18 protein-coding genes are annotated in these 17,294 nt (G+C 41.5%); 5 read left to right on the top strand and 13 right to left on the bottom strand.

From position 1 onward, the window contains the following. Positions 1 to 42 precede the first annotated feature (42 nt). The 12 genes from AR334_RS14410 to AR334_RS14355 form a co-directional block, all read right to left on the bottom strand. Positions 43 to 666: a hypothetical protein gene (locus AR334_RS14410; RefSeq protein ID WP_066312206.1), complete on the bottom strand. Its 624-nt coding sequence runs from the start codon at positions 664 to 666 to the stop codon at positions 43 to 45. Between the two features lie 29 nt (positions 667 to 695). Next, the gene (locus tag AR334_RS14405; RefSeq protein WP_066312197.1) at positions 696 to 1,931 is read right to left on the bottom strand and encodes a glycosyltransferase family 4 protein; all 1,236 of its coding nucleotides are present in this window, start codon (positions 1,929 to 1,931) and stop codon (positions 696 to 698) included. Beyond that, positions 1,924 to 2,427 (bottom strand): DUF4912 domain-containing protein, encoded by a 504-nt coding sequence (locus AR334_RS14400; protein WP_066312188.1) that lies wholly within the window; start codon positions 2,425 to 2,427, stop codon positions 1,924 to 1,926. The genes AR334_RS14405 and AR334_RS14400 overlap by 8 nt, the downstream gene beginning before the upstream one ends. Positions 2,428 to 2,713: 286 nt before the next feature. Beyond that, a complete protein-coding gene (phoU, locus tag AR334_RS14395) occupies positions 2,714 to 3,373 on the bottom strand; it encodes a phosphate signaling complex protein PhoU (RefSeq protein ID WP_066312179.1) in 660 nt (219 codons plus the stop codon). A gap of 13 nt (positions 3,374 to 3,386) precedes the next feature. Continuing rightward, complete coding sequence (pstB, locus tag AR334_RS14390) at positions 3,387 to 4,163, bottom strand: phosphate ABC transporter ATP-binding protein PstB (RefSeq protein WP_066312164.1); 777 nt, start codon at positions 4,161 to 4,163, stop codon at positions 3,387 to 3,389. Between the two features lie 9 nt (positions 4,164 to 4,172). Next, positions 4,173 to 4,997 (bottom strand): phosphate ABC transporter ATP-binding protein PstB, encoded by an 825-nt coding sequence (gene pstB / locus AR334_RS14385; protein WP_066312156.1) that lies wholly within the window; start codon positions 4,995 to 4,997, stop codon positions 4,173 to 4,175. A 14-nt stretch (positions 4,998 to 5,011) separates the two neighbouring features. Further along, positions 5,012 to 5,899: a phosphate ABC transporter permease PstA gene (pstA, locus tag AR334_RS14380; protein ID WP_066312154.1), complete on the bottom strand. Its 888-nt coding sequence runs from the start codon at positions 5,897 to 5,899 to the stop codon at positions 5,012 to 5,014. Next, complete coding sequence (gene pstC / locus AR334_RS14375) at positions 5,896 to 6,819, bottom strand: phosphate ABC transporter permease subunit PstC (RefSeq protein WP_066312144.1); 924 nt, start codon at positions 6,817 to 6,819, stop codon at positions 5,896 to 5,898. Before pstC ends, pstA begins: the two co-directional genes overlap by 4 nt. A gap of 84 nt (positions 6,820 to 6,903) precedes the next feature. Continuing rightward, positions 6,904 to 7,809, bottom strand: coding sequence for a phosphate ABC transporter substrate-binding protein (locus AR334_RS14370; RefSeq protein WP_066312142.1), 906 nt, complete (start codon positions 7,807 to 7,809; stop codon positions 6,904 to 6,906). 177 nt (positions 7,810 to 7,986) lie between these two features. Further along, positions 7,987 to 10,116, bottom strand: coding sequence for a penicillin-binding protein 2 (locus AR334_RS14365; RefSeq protein WP_066313851.1), 2,130 nt, complete (start codon positions 10,114 to 10,116; stop codon positions 7,987 to 7,989). 134 nt (positions 10,117 to 10,250) lie between these two features. Beyond that, positions 10,251 to 11,468 (bottom strand): MFS transporter, encoded by a 1,218-nt coding sequence (locus tag AR334_RS14360; protein WP_066312140.1) that lies wholly within the window; start codon positions 11,466 to 11,468, stop codon positions 10,251 to 10,253. Positions 11,469 to 11,692: 224 nt separating this feature from the next. Beyond that, positions 11,693 to 12,301 carry a superoxide dismutase gene (locus AR334_RS14355; protein WP_066312139.1) on the bottom strand — a complete coding sequence of 203 codons (609 nt, stop codon included), beginning with the start codon at positions 12,299 to 12,301 and terminating at the stop codon, positions 11,693 to 11,695. 338 nt (positions 12,302 to 12,639) lie between these two features. Here AR334_RS14355 and AR334_RS14350 point away from each other — a divergent pair, with 338 nt between their 5' ends. From AR334_RS14350 to ispG, 4 genes are all read left to right on the top strand, one after another. Then, positions 12,640 to 13,335 (top strand): Crp/Fnr family transcriptional regulator, encoded by a 696-nt coding sequence (locus AR334_RS14350; protein WP_066312134.1) that lies wholly within the window; start codon positions 12,640 to 12,642, stop codon positions 13,333 to 13,335. 140 nt (positions 13,336 to 13,475) lie between these two features. Beyond that, a complete protein-coding gene (locus AR334_RS14345) occupies positions 13,476 to 14,249 on the top strand; it encodes a DUF1189 domain-containing protein (RefSeq protein WP_066312131.1) in 774 nt (257 codons plus the stop codon). Positions 14,250 to 14,345: 96 nt separating this feature from the next. After that, complete coding sequence (locus tag AR334_RS14340; protein WP_066312128.1) at positions 14,346 to 14,681, top strand: LysM domain-containing protein; 336 nt, start codon at positions 14,346 to 14,348, stop codon at positions 14,679 to 14,681. 121 nt (positions 14,682 to 14,802) lie between these two features. Continuing rightward, a complete protein-coding gene (gene ispG, locus AR334_RS14335; RefSeq protein WP_172799238.1) occupies positions 14,803 to 15,903 on the top strand; it encodes a flavodoxin-dependent (E)-4-hydroxy-3-methylbut-2-enyl-diphosphate synthase in 1,101 nt (366 codons plus the stop codon). A 41-nt stretch (positions 15,904 to 15,944) separates the two neighbouring features. On the opposite strand, the gene AR334_RS30380 is transcribed toward ispG, so the two are convergent. Then, a complete protein-coding gene (locus AR334_RS30380; protein WP_253701308.1) occupies positions 15,945 to 16,274 on the bottom strand; it encodes a DUF4190 domain-containing protein in 330 nt (109 codons plus the stop codon). 411 nt (positions 16,275 to 16,685) lie between these two features. Between AR334_RS30380 and AR334_RS14325 the strand changes: the two genes are divergently transcribed. Further along, positions 16,686 to 17,291: a hypothetical protein gene (locus AR334_RS14325; protein ID WP_066312120.1), complete on the top strand. Its 606-nt coding sequence runs from the start codon at positions 16,686 to 16,688 to the stop codon at positions 17,289 to 17,291. Positions 17,292 to 17,294 lie beyond the last annotated feature (3 nt).

Raw genomic sequence — 17,294 nt, 5'->3', positions numbered from 1 at the left:
CCAAACAATTAAGCTGTTCGTTCATACGACTTTTCTATAATATCATTTTTCGTTCGGAAATGCTAGTGGGTTTTTTAAAAGTGCCTTTTCTATTGAAATTAATTCTTTTTTACCGGTTCCTGCTATTGCCCATACTTTCATTTTTATCGTTTCTTTCGGTGGAATTGTTATGTTGACAGCAAAAATACTGGCTGCAGGCCCTTTGACCATGGGTTGATATTTTAATGTCCCTTTTTGGAGGGAACTCCAAATCTGATCTGTGTAAGCGTTCCACAATGGAATTGTTGTATATTCCTTTAATCCTGTACCTTTATATGCAGCATTAACCAGAAATGTCTGTTTGCCGGCAATATGCAAAATCATATTATCTGACGGCGAAATAAATGTTAAGCCATCTTGGTCAAAACTGGAAAAATGGTGCATGGCCAATAGTTTAATTTCTTTCTGGTAATCACTATGATTGCCTGCAAAAATACTAGAAAAGCGGATTTTGGAGTGTACTTGTTCACGCTTCACATTTAAGGTCAAAGCTTCATCGTAAATCACTTTTTCGCTGCCGTTTTGAAGCCAGAAATATCTTCCATTAACCCATATGCCTGGAATAAATTGAAGCTGGTCAATCGTGCTTTGCTTCATTCTCTCATTGTAACTTTCGATTACATTCATGATCATTACACCTTTTTAGGAAAATTTATTTATAGCAAATCCTTAACCTGTGAATTAATAACTGTATCTTCCATTATTCTGGCCGTTTCTGAAGCAATTCGTTTCCACCCGTACAAGCTTTTTACAATCTCCCTGCCTTTAAGGCCAATTTCTTTCGCTATTATCGGATTCTCTTTAAGAAACTGAATTTGCTGAAGCATACTTTCCGGATCGCCCGGATTCATCAGGAGCCCGGTTTGCAGATGCTTAACAATCCCTTTCATGCCTCCGGTGTTGGAAACAATGGTTGGTTTCCCTAATATCATTGATTCAAGGGCAGCAATGCCGAACGGTTCGTACAGGCTTGGGATAACAATCAATTGACTATCGGCGACATAGGCGTTTCTTTGTTCATCTGTAATGTAGCCAATAAACATTATGTGATTTGTTAATTGTCTGTCGTTTATTTGGCTTCGATACGTGTCCAGCATCGGGCCTTTTCCAGCAATAACAAAAAAGTAATCCAAATTATTTTCCTTGGCAATCGAGGCAGCCTCAATCATTGTTTGAAAGCCCTTTTCTTTGACAATCCTGCCTATGGAAAAAATGTACTCCTTTTTATTACGCTCCGGAAATAACATTGCGCGATCCTCTGTGGTCGCTGGTGCCTCAACGCCGTTGGGAATAATCGCAATTGCGTCGGAAACCCCTTTAAAAACGGAAGTAAGATGTTCTTTCATATATTCGCTGCAAACAATTATTTGGTTGGATGCAGTAATTAGCTGCTGTTCCTTTTCATGGATAAACTTCTGAGTTTCCGTATGAATACCGTTATTTCTTCCAAGTTCAGTAGCATGAATCGTGGTTAACAACGGGATGGACCATAGCTCCTTTAGAGCGATAGCAGCAGCCCCCACCAGCCAATCATGGGCGTGTATCAAATGGAAGCGGATTTCTTGTGCCAGCCTTTCCGCATTGAAAGCCATCGCCAGATTAAGACCGCCAATCCAGGACAAGAAATTCCGGTCCATTTCATTGATTGGTTTGACCCGATGCACCCTGACCCCATCCATCAGCTCAAAGGCAGGAAGCATGTCGTTTCCGGCGGTTATAACATGAACTTCATAGCCCATTTTTGCCATATGTACGGATAAGCTGAATACATGCCTTGAAAGTCCGCCAACGACATTCGGGGGATACTCCCAGCAAAGCATCAAAATTTTTAAGCCAGGCCCTTGTTCCGAATTTGGGGTTAAACATTCCACCGGGACAAATGTTTTAGGCATTTTTCTCCTCCATGTTTTCAGGTACTTCATAATAACTATAAGTGCTTACATAGTTCCTCCATTTTGGCGGACTTTCTTCATGCCGTTTCAATTGCAAGTAGTCTCCGTAAAAACTAGTTCCATCCGGTATCGCCATTGCAGGTGTTTGGATGCAGTTTGATCTGAATATAGGGAAAAATCCTGTTTCTGGCAAATATACGCCCAGTTCTGCTAGATAGCTTCGGTTTGCCGTTAATCCTTTCACCACCCAATGGCTATTGGGATAAGGAATAGATATCTCGTAATAATGATGGGCATTTTTCCCGTTAAAAAGGATATCTGTCACATCGAACACTCTGATCACAGAAACCAATTCCTCAATGGGTTGATTAAAATATAATTGAATGATCATTTTTGGCAATTGGGATGGATCCCAGAAGAGAAACATTTTTTGAGGGGCAACAAGCTTTGCGATAAGCTCACCCTTTATAGGAGTAAATAAATCTTGCTTAATCATAGCTTCCTCCAATCTGCAACGTATCAATATATGCTAAAAGAAAATAAACTATTCTTTTGACTCTTAGTTAATCGTAACATCAGAAAGTGAGGCAGACAATAAACGCAATTTGTCGTATTTTGCCTATCCTAAGTAGGGGCTGTTCAACCGGCTGCAAATTTTTAAAAGAGTGGAAAATGAGGGTGTATTTTTTAAGTATTTTAATCTAAAAAAAGATTTTTCGACATTAATTTAATCGTACACCAAAAAGGATGAAGCCAAACTGCCTCACCCTTTTTGAATATAATTAATGATTTAAATTCAGCCTTTTTCCAGTTTCAAGAAAAACAACATTTTCGGCAATATTGGTGGAGTGATCGGCAATCCGTTCAATAAACCGGCAGACAAAAGACAATTGGATGATTTGGTTCGTCGACTCTGGATTGTTCGGAATATATCCCATGAGTTCATGAATTAATTTTCCAAACATATCGTCCACGGCGTCATCCTTTTCGGCGCATTGCCTTGCGATAGAAATATCTTCTGTATAAAAGGCAGTAAGGGCGTCTGCAACCATTTCCAAGGCCATTTCCATCATGCGAGGAATATCAGCCAATTCTTTAATATATTTATCTTTCCCTATTTGGAGAACAGATTTGGCTATATTTACAGCCATATCGCCCATCCGCTCAACCTCGGATGATACCTTTAAGGCAACATTAAGTCTCCGTAAATCCCTTGCAACCGGCGATTCGGTAGCGATTAGCATCAAAGCTTTTTCATGTATCTCATGCTCAAGCTCATCAATCTCATTGTCGCCTGAAATCACTCGTTTTGCCAGGTCAATATCCTGATTAAGCAGGGCGAGCATGGAGTCTTTAATTCTCTTCTCTGCTTTGCCGGCCATATCCAGCTGCATCTTTTTTAATTGATTTAAATTTTGATCGAAATTTGACCGTGTGTTCATCCTTATTCACCCCTTATCCAAATCTCCCAGTAATATAGTCTTCGGTGCGAGTATCTTTAGGCATCGAAAAAATGTTTGGCGTTAGATCCACTTCGATTAACTCGCCCATAAGAAAGAAGGCCGTTTTATCCGATACCCGGGCCGCTTGCTGCATGTTATGGGTCACAATGACAATGGTGTACTTTTCTTTTAATTCAAGGATTAATTCCTCGATTTTTAATGTTGAAATCGGGTCGAGTGCGGAGGTCGGTTCATCCATTAGCAGTACCTCCGGTTTGGTAGCAAGAGCCCTAGCAATGCACAGGCGCTGCTGCTGTCCGCCTGAAAGTCCCAATGCTGGTGCGTGCAGACGGTCCTTCACTTCATCCCATAATGCGACATCGATTAACGCTTTCGTGACAATTTCGTCCAGATGCGTTTTTTTCTTTACACCATGAATTCTCGGCCCATAGGCAACATTATCGTAGATAGACTGAGGGAACGGATTTCCCTTTTGGAAAACCATGCCAACACGTTTCCGTAATTCTACTAGGTCTGTTTTTGGGTTTAAAATATTGTCACCGTCAAAATTCACTTCTCCGGTTATTTTGACATTCGGTATCATTTTATTCATTAGATTTAAAGTCTTTAAAAACGTGGACTTTCCGCATCCTGAAGGCCCAATCATTGCCGTTACTTCTTTTTTCTGGATTGGGAAATCAATATTTTTTAAGGCATGGTGATCACCATACCATAGGTTCAGATCTTTCACATCAAAGATGTCTCTCGTTAGTGTTTGTATCGCCACAATGCTTCCCCCTTATCCGAAGCGTCCGGAAATGTATTCCTCTGTTTTTTTGACTGATGGATTCGTAAAGAGTTTTTTAGTATTGTCATATTCTATTAAGTCACCGTTTAAAAAGAAGGCTGTTTTATCTGAAATCCGCGCTGCTTGCTGCATATTATGGGTGACAATAATAATCGAATAATCCTTTTTCAATCCGATAATCAATTCCTCAACTTTGGCATTTGAGATCGGGTCCAGTGCCGAAGATGGTTCATCAAGAAGAATGACAGTCGGCTTCATAGCAATTGATCGGGCAATGCAAAGGCGCTGCTGCTGCCCCCCTGATAGCGATAAGGCAGATTTGTGCAACCTGTCCTTCACTTCATCCCACAAAGCCGCTTTTTGTAAACTTTCTTCGACGATTTCATCAAGCTCAGATTTTTTTCGAATCCCTGCAAATTTTAAGCCATGGGCAATATTTTCATAAATTGATTTTGGAAACGGGTTTGGCTTTTGAAACACCATGCCAATTTCCTTCCTTAAAGCAACTACATTGATATCTTGTGATAAAATATTTAAATCTTCATAGATGATTTCACCGGCAGCGCGTGCTCCGGGAATCAAATCATTCATACGGTTGATACTGCGTAAGAACGTTGACTTTCCACATCCGGAGGGACCGATTAAGGCAGTTACGGAATTTTTCTCAATGTCCAGAGAAATTCCATTTACTGCACGCTTATCCCCATAAAAAATTTCTAAATTCCTTACCGTAATAATATTTTCAGACTTAACTTCAATTGGCGTTGGTTGAACAGTTAAATCCACTTGTGTTCTCTCCTTAACGGCTGTCAACATATGACCCCCACCTTTTATTTAGTCGCTGTTACCCGCTTATGAATCAAGCTCCCAATCCAGCGGGCCAATAAATTGAAAATCAATACTGAAAGGACGAGAACGGCAGATGAGCCGCTGGCAACTTCATTTACATCAGGAATTAACCCCTGCGTATTTACAGACCATATATGAACCGCCAATGTTTCTGCAGGACGGAAAATATTCAATGGTGATTGTTCTGAAAAAGGATTCAAGTTCATGTAATCGAGTCTTGGAGTTGATAAGCCAGCAGTAAACAATAGTGCGGCTGCCTCACCAAAAACCCGGCCCGCAGCAAGAATGGCTCCGGTTAAAATGGACGGAAATGCCGCTGGTAAAATAATCGTTTTGATTGTATGCCAATGGGTAACTCCCAATGCCAGGCTTGCTTCCTTTAGATCACGAGGAACAGCACGGATGGCGTCCTCCGTAGTACGAACCATAGTTGGTAAATTAAATATCGTTAATGCCAAGGCCCCTCCTATTATCGTGTAGCCCCAGCCCGTTGTGTTTACAAAAATCAATAATCCAAACATACCGATAACAATTGAAGGCAGAGATGACAAAACTTCAATGCAGGTCCGGATTAAGTCAGTTACCTTACCGGGTTTGGCATATTCGGCCATATAAATCCCGCCGCCGACTCCAATAGGTACCGTAATCAACATCGTGAGAAACAAAATGTAAAAGGAATTAAATAACTGGTCGCGAATTCCTCCGCCAGCCCTTACATTACTTGAAGGAGAAGTTAAGAAATCAAATGATATATATTTAAATCCATTTACAAAAATATAGAAAAATAATCCGACAAGAATCGTGACGATAACAATCGCGATCGCAACAAATATACCTGTCGCAACTCGATCGGCCGCTTTACTGTTCATCGTAGTTTCCTCCTTGATGATAGATAACGAATAAGGAGAATGAATGCGAACGACATGATTAATAAAATTAGACCCATTGACCATAGCGTATTATTTTCTACGCTGCCATATGTGGTATGGCCCATATTTAGGGTAATAATGGTCGTTAGTGTCGCAGATGCATCCAAAATACTTGATGGTAAGTTCCTTACATTTCCGATAACCATTTGTACGGCCAAAGCTTCACCAAAAGCCCTCGCCATCCCGAGAATGATGGCCGTCAGCAGTGAAGGCATCGCTGCTGGCACCAATACTTTTCTAATTGTCTGCCATCTTGTTGCCCCTAATGCATAAGACCCTTCGCGCAGATGGTTCGGGAGCGAACTCATTGCATCTGTCGCGATCGTTGTGATTGTCGGTAAGATCATGATAGAAAGGACAATTGTCCCAGCTAGCAAACTAAATCCTAAACCGCCGACATTCTCTCTGATAAACGGAACCAATACCGATAGTCCGATAAAACCGTATACGACAGATGGAATTCCTACCAGAAGTTCAACAACCGGCTGCAGGATTTTCTTTCCCCAGGAAGGAGCAATTTCTGTCATAAAAATGGCCCCGCCTATTCCCAATGGTGCCGCAACAAGTGCCGAAAGAAAGGTAACCGCAAAGGAACCAAAAATAAATGGCAGGACGCCATACATCGGGCTCGCTTTATCTGTTGGATTCCATTTGGTGCTTGTTAAAAACTCGATTAAACTGATTCCATTTTTTGTGAAGGATTGCATTCCTTTTGTTCCAAGGAAAATTGTGATCGAAATTGTGGCAGAAATCATGATAATTGCACATAAAATGACAAGCATTTTTCCGCGAAGTTCGCCATTCAGCCCGCTTTTGTTTGACTTTAGCAATCTGTCTTTGGCAGGAAGAACCTTATCCATAATAAACCAAACTCCTCTTGATTATGTCGTAATAGGGTAAACGCAAACAGCATTTACCCTCTTTACTAAACGAAATATGTGTCCTTATTTAATATCTTTTTGGTTGCCTTCCGCATCGCGTTCTACTTTCATTTTTGTAACAGGTAGATATCCTTGTTCTTTCAATAAAGTGGTTTGGATTTCATCTGACATTAAATATTCCAGGAACGCTTTGGCTAAGCCTTCCGCTTCGCCTTTAGTATAAGAATGCTGGTAAGCCCAAACAGGGAAATCTCCGGATTGCACATTTTCTTCAGTCGGTTCAACACCATCAATCGCTAGCGGTGTAACTTTATCATCGGTAAAGTATGAGAATGCTAGATAACCAATTGCGCCATCTGTTTCACTGATAATCTTTTTAACTGTATTTGAGGAATCCTCTGTAATACCTTCTGCAGGTGTAGCGCCATCCAGCGCGAATTTATTAAATATTGCTCGGGTTCCGGAAGAGTCAGGACGGTTTACAAGAACAATCTTTTGATCTTTACCGCCGAGTTCTTTCCAGTTCGTGATTTTTCCGGTAAATACTTTAATCAAATCTTCTTTTGTAATATCTTTTATTCCCACTTTAGGGTTAATTGCAGCAGTCATGCCAACTACCGCAACCTTGTGGTCAACAAGTTCGCCGGCTGGAATACCTTCTTTTTCTTCAGCAAAAACATCGGAGTTACCGATTCCAACAGAGCCTTCAGCAACCTGTGATAAGCCTGTCCCAGAACCGCCCGCATTTACTTGGATGTCAACCTTTGGATTTTCAGCCATGAATTCTTCAGCTGCGGCAGCAATTAACGGCTGCATGGCCGAAGAACCAGAAATAACCAATGATCCCGATAGTTCTCCATTATTTCCTGTTTCATTTTCTTTGTCTGTAGAGTTAGAGCCGCACGCTGCTGCAAATATCATTAGAATAGCTGTTAATATCGCTAGACCAAACTTTTTGAAATTTTTCATCGTGTAAATTCCTCCTACGACTGTTCGTTTTGCTTTACAATTACAAGAATAAAGAATCTCTGTAAACTGTGTTTTAACGAAATGTAAAGCTTATGTAAATCAATGTATGAGTTTTGTAAATTGTTAAACTATTAAACTATTAAACTATAAAAAAACCTGTCTCGAATCGAGACAGGTTTACTGATTATTACCCGCTGCCGGCACTTCCGCAGCAATCTCTGCATTTTCTGCAGCAGGTTCTTGACGTGAATTTTTCAAATTAAAATATGCATCCATTACTCTGGTACCGATTAAATGATTAATGCTTGGCCCGCTGTGCCCTTGATAGGCCCATGGAACAACAACTGCCATGGCAACTTCCGGGTTATCTTCAGGCGCGTAAGTAACGAGGCTTAGGCTCGTAACAGGCGTCATGCGTTTTGATTTATCTGATCCGTCATAAAAGGCCTGTGCCGTACCCGTTTTTCCAGCCGGATTATACGTTTTGTTCTTCCAATGGCCGACACCGGTTCCGTCGCCAACTTGCATAACCATGCGGAAACCTTCTTGAACCCGGTTGATCCATTCTTCTTTCATATCGATCCGATTTAACACTTTTGGCTCCAGTTCTTTTATGATAGGACCCAATTCATTATTTTCCATTAGCGGCTCACGAATTTCTTTCACGATATGGGGCTGAACCCGATATCCGCCATTGGCAATCGTTGAAACGTACTGGGCAAGCTGGAGCGGGGTATACGTGTCATACTGGCCGATCGCAAGGTCAAGTAGCAAACCAGGTGTTTTGTCTGCACCAGGGAATCCGGTCATTTCATTTGGCAAATCAATTCCCGTTCGAACACCCAGACCAAATTGGCTGAAGTATCTTCTCATCGTATTAAATGCCGTATAATCAAGCGGCAGCGGTTTATTTGGAACATAATGTCCCCCCGCCATAGCAATCGCTGTTTTAAACATATAGACGTTGGATGATACTTGGAGTGCTCTTTGATCATTAATAGAGCCGAATGTCTTCCATGAAGATTTCGGCTTTGTACTTGCGATACGCAATGGTTCATCTAAAAGGACTGTTCCCGGTTTGATCGCCCCGGTCTGATATCCCGTCAATATTGTGGCGCCTTTGACTGATGATCCAACCGCATACGAAGATGTAAAGGTTCCTTGAGCATAATCCCGCATTTCAGGTTTTCCAGTCTCTTTATCTTTGACTATTTGTCTACCGCCGAGCGAAAGGACTTCCCCAGTTTTTGGATTCATTACAACCACGAAAGCGCGGTCCAAAAGTGCCGTATTTGGATATTTTTGCTTGGCAGCCCACATTTCTTCTTCAATGATTTGTTCAACCTGTTTTTGCAGGTCCATATCAATTGTTAATACGAGGTCCTTGCCCCGTTTTCCTTCTGATATAACCTCAGTAGATAATACTTTTCCGGATTTATCGGTAATATTTTTCACCTTGGCTTTTTCCCCATGGAGAACATCTTCATATTTTTGTTCAAGATAGCTCTTGCCAACTCGATCATTACGGCTGTAATCCTTGACAAGATACTTTTCCAATTGATCTTTAGGAAGCCCTGATTCGGAAGAAGACACATCACCAAGGATGGATCTTAACGTATTTCCTGTCACATATAACCGGTCCCAATCGGTAGTAGTATCCACTCCGGGAAGGTTCTCGAGATTTTCACTCACTGCAGCAAATTCATCTGGTGTTACATCTTTATTTTTGACGATTTGCGGCGTTAACGCATACCCGCTGTTAAATTTCCGATAAATGGCCAGCGTTTCAAGGTCTTCGCCTTGAATGCTGTTCAATTCCTCATCGGTAACCCTTTCGAGCTGCAATTTGTAAATATCTTTGTCTTCCAATTTCTTCTCTTCATATTGAGCCCATTCTTTTTTTGTAATTTTTTCTTTTGCCTGCTTCGGATGTTTGATAATCCAGTAATCCTTCTTATCCCGAACCGGAATCTTTTCTGTATCCATATTAATAATTTTCGCCAATTTTTCCGCTGTTTCTAGCATTTCTTCCTGGCTTGTCTTCTGTGACTTTGTATAAGTAATCGCATTTAACGGAGTGTTGTCGACAATAATGTTCCCGTTCCGGTCAAACATCTTTCCACGCGGTACGGGATTGCTGACAGTAACGGCCTCGGTCCGTTCAATCTCCCGCTTAAAATCCTCGCCAAAAACAATTTGCAGTTCTCCTAGACGCAAAACAAGGATTGAAAACAGCATGAAAACGATAAAAAACAATACGTTTAACCGAAACGGAACCAGAGATTTTTTCTTTTTCTTCTTATTCAATGGCAAAGTGCACCTCCTCTTCCTATAACCTTATCTATTTTAAAGGAAAGTGCTGTTTTTTTCTATGAGGAACACTTACCATTTTCGACAAAATTCAACTGCACAAAAAATGCGATGAGAAAAATCTCACCGCATTAAGTGGCAGGTAACTGAACTCTTTTAATAAACAAATAGATTAACGAGTGACCTGCTCCCAAAAATAACAATAAAATCGGGATGCTTTTTTCCGCGTTAAACAGAGTAACTGTACCCAGGAACGCCAAGATAGAAACAATTCGGCCGATATTCAGGAATATTTCCCGGACTACAATATACTCAATTCTCATCTCCGCAGCTTTCCACCCTCCTCCGATCACATCATAGGTTGTTGACATATAAGGTACCAGCAGCAGCGGATAGGCGATAGCAATCATGGCGGCATAAATTAACAATTTGGCATAACTGACTTCCCACACGATTACCAACACGGCGGCATAAAGAATTAGTCCGCCAATAAGAATAGCTTTTTTGCGGTAACTTTTTTTAATTAGCCTTGAGGCGAGATAATAGGCGATGAAGGATATTCCTGAATTAATGAGTCCGAATGTCCCAAGAGCCATTTCACTTCCAGTAGAAAGATAAACAAACACTGAAATGACAAATAAAAACGTCCCTTCTCTCAGGCCCTGAAAAAAATGGGCGTTGGTAACGAGACGCCAATTTTCATTTTGTTTTCTTTCTTCAAAAATACGTTTAAAACAGTACTTGCCGTTTGCTGGTCTTGGTTTCAATGAGAAACTCAGGATCACCGCCAGGGCGAACAAGGAAAGCGACAAACCAAATACAATGGTATACCCGGTAAACTTTTCAAATCTCGTAATAATGATGCCCGCCGCAATGGGACCGATCATTCCTCCCAAAGAGGACAAAATTCCCAAGAATCCGTTAAAAAAGTCCCTCGTTTCCGGCTCGGTTATTTCAAAGGTCAGCACATTATAGGCAAGCCAATAAAATCCGTAGCCCACACCCAGCAGGCTCCCCAGGACCAATAAAAAAGTGGCTGCTTTTGAGCCGGTGATTAACACGGCCAAATAAAACAAAGCTAAAAAAATGACACCAATTCTCAGCACAATGACACGGTCAATTTTTTTTGCCCAGCGTCCGGCCAAAATGAAGGTTAATGGCTGCAGGACGACGATTGACAGATTATAAAGCGCCAAGTCAGAGTACTTCCCTGTTTGCTTCCACAAGTAAATGTTTACAAACGTATTGGACAGAGCCACACTTAAGGAATAAAGCCCGCCAATGATCAAAAGCAGTGACAAATCCTTGGTTAACTCGACATCACCCAGAAATTTAAACTTTTTTGGCATTAAAAAACTCCCCTTTTTCTTAACAGGTAGTCTTTATCAAGCGGGCTGTTCTTATACAAAAAAAAGCGGAAGCGCCTTGGTCAGCCCCGACAAGCTTAAGACGTAACCCGCAGGATGGGCCTGCCCTCCGGAGGGGGACGGCTTAAGACCTCGAGGGGCTAGGCGCTGGAGCTGGATTACAAAAAAAAGACAGCTTAATCAGCTGCCTTTGATTTAATCTTAAATTATTTTGCTGCGCTGTAACGCTTAGCAACTTCATCCCAGTTCACAACGTTCCAGAATGCGCCAATATAATCAGGACGCTTGTTTTGATATTTTAAATAGTAAGCATGCTCCCAAACGTCAAGTCCGAGGATAGGAGTTTTGCCTTCCATTAACGGTGAATCCTGGTTTGGAGTGCTGCTTAACTCCAATTCGCCATTGTTCACAGACAGCCATGCCCAGCCTGAACCGAAGCGGGTTGTAGCCGCTTTTGCAAACTCTTCTTTGAACGCTTCAAAGCTGCCAAATTTAGAGTTGATCGCATCTGCCAATTCACCGCTTGGAGCGCCCCCGCCATTTGGAGAAAGGATTGTCCAAAATAAAGAGTGATTAGCATGACCGCCGCCATTGTTGCGGACAGCTGTACGAGCAGATTCAGGAACAGCATCCAAATTGGAAATGACTTCTTCAACTGATTTGGATAGCAATTCTTCATTTCCTGCTAAAGCATTGTTTAAATTAGTAACATAGGTGTTATGGTGTCTAGTGTGGTGGATATTCATCGTTTCTTTATCAATGTGTGGTTCTAGTGCATCTTCTGCATAAGGCAGTTTTGGTAATTCAAATGCCATGAGAAATTCCTCCTATGTAAAGATTATTTGCTTCAGCCATTCCAAACGGACTTTTGGAATATTCTAAAGCTTTTAATTAAGATTACCAAATAAGTGTTATCGTTTCAAATAAAATGCTCGATTCCACCATATATAAAATACCCAGATTTCCAACAAATATTCCAAGGGTCGTATTTTAGATATTTCGAAAAATTGTCATGAATCCCCTATCTCGCATTCTGTCAACGATTTTTGTCATAGCTCCGCCGCTTTGATTCCATATTATGTAAAACCAATATTGACACACTGTTTTTAATTCTTTTTAATCAAATTAGAAGGGATAAAAAGGAGTGGCAGGCATGCTGAAAACAGGGAATTCAATTTACAGCTTATTGTATCATTTTTTCTATAAAACTGAGCCCGTACAGAAGGTAAAGGCAGGTTCTGTTCTGTTTCTAGAAAAGGACCCTGCCCATTATGTTTACATTCTTCTAAGTGGAAGTATTGCCCTTGGCCGCGTGCATGTGCGTGGCAAGGATTTCATTTTGAAAGTATTAAATAATCGTGAATTAATCGTCGAGTATCCGCTGTTTAAGGCAAACCCGCGATACCAGTTTTATGCCAAAACATTAGATGACTGTGAGCTGCTGTATATTAAACGGGAAGAATTTGAAAACTTTGTCATGACCGACCCAGAAGCGATGACTGCACTTGCAGCTTGGCTGTCAACCAGCTATTTAAAGGCCCAAATGAAATGTCAGGACTTAATCATGAACGGAAAAAAAGGCGGTCTGTATTCCATCCTGATCCGACTATGCAATTCCTACGGGATTGTGACCTCTGATGGCATCCTTATTGATTTGCCATTGACACATCAGGAATTGGCCAACTTAACCTATGGCACCCGGGAAGTGATTCAGCGGGCACTGAAGGAATTGCGGGAAAAGGATATAATCGCCTACGATAATCAGAAATTTACCATCAAAGATATTCATTATCTTAAACGTGAAGTAGACTGCCAAAACTGCGCTTACGAGATTTGTGGAGTTAACTAGAAGAGCGAAAGCGCCTCGAGGGGCTAGGCGCTGGAGCTGGACAATAGCCTAGACCGCCGATATTATGGCGGTCTTTCTTGTATATCTTCCCTGCAAAGGCTACAATAGAATAGTGAATTTATGTTGTTAAGGTGGTCATTATGAATATTTTTAAGCAATTTGCAAAAAGCATTTATTCCCCCAAAGACATTGCCTTGTTTCGGTTTCAGGGGATTGGCAAAACCATTCTTTATGTCTTCTTCCTGACGCTTATTTCTGTCCTACCTTCGATCATTTTTTTTAGTACGGCCTTGTCAACCGGATTAGAATCGGCCAAAACCATTATCGAGGAAGAGACACCGGAGTTTTCGATTAAAAATGGAGAGCTAACTGCTGACACCAAGGTGCCAGTTACCATCAATAAAGAAGGCTTTACATTTATTCTTGATCCAACCGGGGCTGTTTCCAATGTTGAAGTTGCGGATGAAGGAGATGCATTTGCCCTTTTGAAGGATGAATTTGTTCTATCTGCTGGCGGTCAGACTGAGACATATCCCTATTCGATGATGCAAGGGCTTGACTTGACCAAGGACAACCTGCTTGATTTCCTACATAATATAAGCAGTGCCCGAGGAATCATTCTCTCTGTCATTTCAATCGTTATTTATTTGTTTTCAAGTGCCGCTAGTTTTATTGAGGTATCGATTGTTGCTTTAATTGGACTTGCATTAAAGAACATTCTTGGCAGAAAACTAAACTATGGCCAACTTTGGAGAATGGCGGCCTACAGTGAAACACTTCCGACCCTGTTCTTTACAATCATGACTGCACTTAAGACAACAGTTCCTAATAGTTCCCTAATTAACTGGATTGTTGTCCTTATCGTGTTATTGCTGGCGATTAACGAAATCCCTAAACCGAAAAAAAGCAGTTAAAAGACACCCGTTTTAGGGTGTTTTTTTATTTGTCAGTTCTATTCCCAATTGGACAAGCATACGAATTAGTATCTTTCCATTTGGAGGCCATTTAGGATGAAAACATTATTTGGGATACTTTTATCCATTTTGATTATATATGTCATTTATTTTGATTTAACAGTTGGCACACTCCCAGCACCTGCTAATGGACAAGTTGAGGCCAATGCTACCAAAACCAAAATTCAGAAACCTGATGTGGCTTTACCCTCGTTTTCGGAAAAGGTAAAACCAGGGGAAACTGTCATTTCCATCGTTGAACATAGGTTGGGTAAACCACTCCCAGTATCCATTTCCGAGCTGATTGAGGATTTCCAAGCCTTAAATCCGGGGAAAAGTCCGGAAAAAATCCAAATCGGGTCTACATATCATTTTCCCGATTACTCACACTAAGGGAGATGGATTGAATTCCTTATCCTTGTCAAAAATAGCGGCTGGCGATACAATTATAATGAATTGTTTTTCTAATTTACTATTCGAATCCAGCTGAAGGAGCGAATTATACGTGAGTGAAATCATACATCGCACGAAAACCCGGCCAATAAAGGTAGGAAATTTAACCATTGGCGGCAACAATGAAATCATTATCCAAAGCATGACCACAACCAAGACTCATGATGTTGAGGCAACGGTTGCAGAAATAAAGCGCCTTGAAGATGCAGGCTGCCAGATTGTCCGAGTCGCCTGCCCGGACGAAAGAGCGGCAAACGCGATTCCAGAAATTAAGAAGCGCATTAATATTCCACTTGTGGTAGACATTCACTTTGACTATAAACTTGCCCTCAAAGCCATTGAAGGCGGAGCGGACAAAATTAGGATCAACCCAGGGAATATCGGCAGAAAAGAAAAGGTTGAAGCCGTAGTAAAGGCTGCTAAGGAGAAAGGGATCCCTATTCGTATCGGAGTTAATGCGGGGTCGCTTGAAAAAAGAATCCTTGATAAATACGGTTATCCAACCGCTGATGGCATGGTCGAGAGCGCCCTTCATCATATCAAAATTCTTGAAGACTTGGATTTCCACGACATTATCGTATCGATGAAAGCATCTGATGTAAATTTGGCAATTGAAGCTTACGAAAAAGCGGCAAAGGCGTTTGATTATCCGTTACATCTTGGGATTACCGAGTCAGGAACCCTTTTCTCAGGTACGGTAAAAAGTGCTGCAGGATTAGGAGCGATTCTCAGCAAGGGAATCGGAAATACATTGAGGATATCCTTGAGCGCCGATCCTGTTGAGGAAGTAAAAGTGGCCAGAGAGCTGTTGAAGGTGTTCGGACTCTCTTCAAATGCCGCTACATTAATTTCCTGTCCAACTTGCGGCCGAATTGAAATTGATCTGATCAGCATTGCCAATGAGGTCGAAGAGTATATTCAAAATATTAAAGCGCCAATCAAAGTTTCCGTACTTGGCTGTGCGGTTAACGGCCCTGGAGAGGCCCGCGAGGCGGATATTGGCATTGCCGGTGCCCGCGGCGAAGGCTTGCTATTCAGGAAAGGCCAAATTGTCCGCAAGGTTCCGGAAGCGGAAATGGTCGAAGAACTGAAGAAAGAAATTGACAAGGTTGCTGAGGAATACTTTCAGAAAAAAGCAGCTGAAGAAAAAGTGAATAACTAAAGAAACCCGGCCATCGACCGGGTTTCTTTTTTTGCTCCTATTTAAAAGAACGGAAGAATGAAGATACCGATGATAATCGATACCGCTCCAATTCCAATTGCCCAAGCGCCCATGCCTTGTGCCCCTCTGCGCCTTGCGACGAACCCCAGCACAATGCCTGCTGCACCAAACAGAATTGGCATTACAAACAAGGATAAGATAGAAAGAGCGAGTGCCAAAGTGCCGAGACCCGCTCCGCCCATTGCCTGTGCTTGTCCATTATTATTCTGATTAGTCTGCTGCTTGTTTCTTGCTAGTGGTACAAGTGCCGCAATCTCTGCAGCTGTCTCTTCCCGATGATTAGAACGGATTGGAACCGAAGCCCCTCGCATTGTATTCGGATCGTCCTTCTTGAGCGAAACCACCATTGGAAGGTTGGATCCGAATTCCGAAGCAGTTTCTTCCTTATATTTCGAGGATTGAGTTGTTACAGGTGTAGCGATTTCGGAAGCTGTCTCTTCCCGAAAATCGGAAGGATAATTGGGAATTTTCTCACCGATAATCGGGCTTCGAAGAGCCTCCTGCACTTTCGTGTCTCGTTCATCTGCCATCAAAATCCCTCACTTTCAATGATAGGAGCATTATTAGTGTTAACGAAGGAAGGCTTTTTACTATGTCAATGTTTGTCTAAACTAGGTTGTCATTTCAATTTCATATAAATTTTTCTTTAAATTTTTGTCTTTGTTGTCTACACTTCTTTGGTAAAATAATTTATAAAGATTGTATTTGAAGGTGAACAATAAATGAAAAAAAGATTTGGAATTGACATCGACGGAACGGTCACCTGTCCAACCTCCATGCTGCCGTTTATAAATAAAGCTTTTAATTTGAAATTGGCCTATGAGGACGTTACCGAATATGATTTAACCCCGTTTGTAAATGTGCCTGCGGGGGAGTTTGACAAATGGTTTGCCGATAGTGAGCCAGTAATTTACGAACAGTCACCGCCCGCGGAAGGGGTTAAATCGGTCTTATCCAAATGGGAAAATCAACATGAATTGGTATTTATCAGCGCTCGCGGCGCACATTTGCTCGATGTGACAAAGAAATGGTTCTTGGCTCATGGGCTTACCTACCATCAAATCGAACTAATCGGTTCACATGATAAAGTGGAAACTGCCAGGAAAAATAACATTGACATTTTTTTTGAGGATAAACACGATAATGCGGTTATGATTTGTGAGGAATGTAATATACCAGTCATACTATTTAATACACCCTATAACCAACTGCCGGTACCGTCAGGAGTCATCCGCGTGGATAATTGGTATGAAGCCGATAATTGGGTCGACAACTGGCTTAATCTTCGAGATGAAGTCAGGGAAAGGGCAGTTATAAAAAATAAATGAAAA

The organism is Bacillus sp. FJAT-29814 (genome assembly GCF_001510715.1).
Lineage (GTDB): Bacteria > Bacillota > Bacilli > Bacillales > Cytobacillaceae > Neobacillus.
Note: the sequence above shows the minus strand (reverse complement) of the source record. Positions and strands in the feature narration are given on the sequence as shown.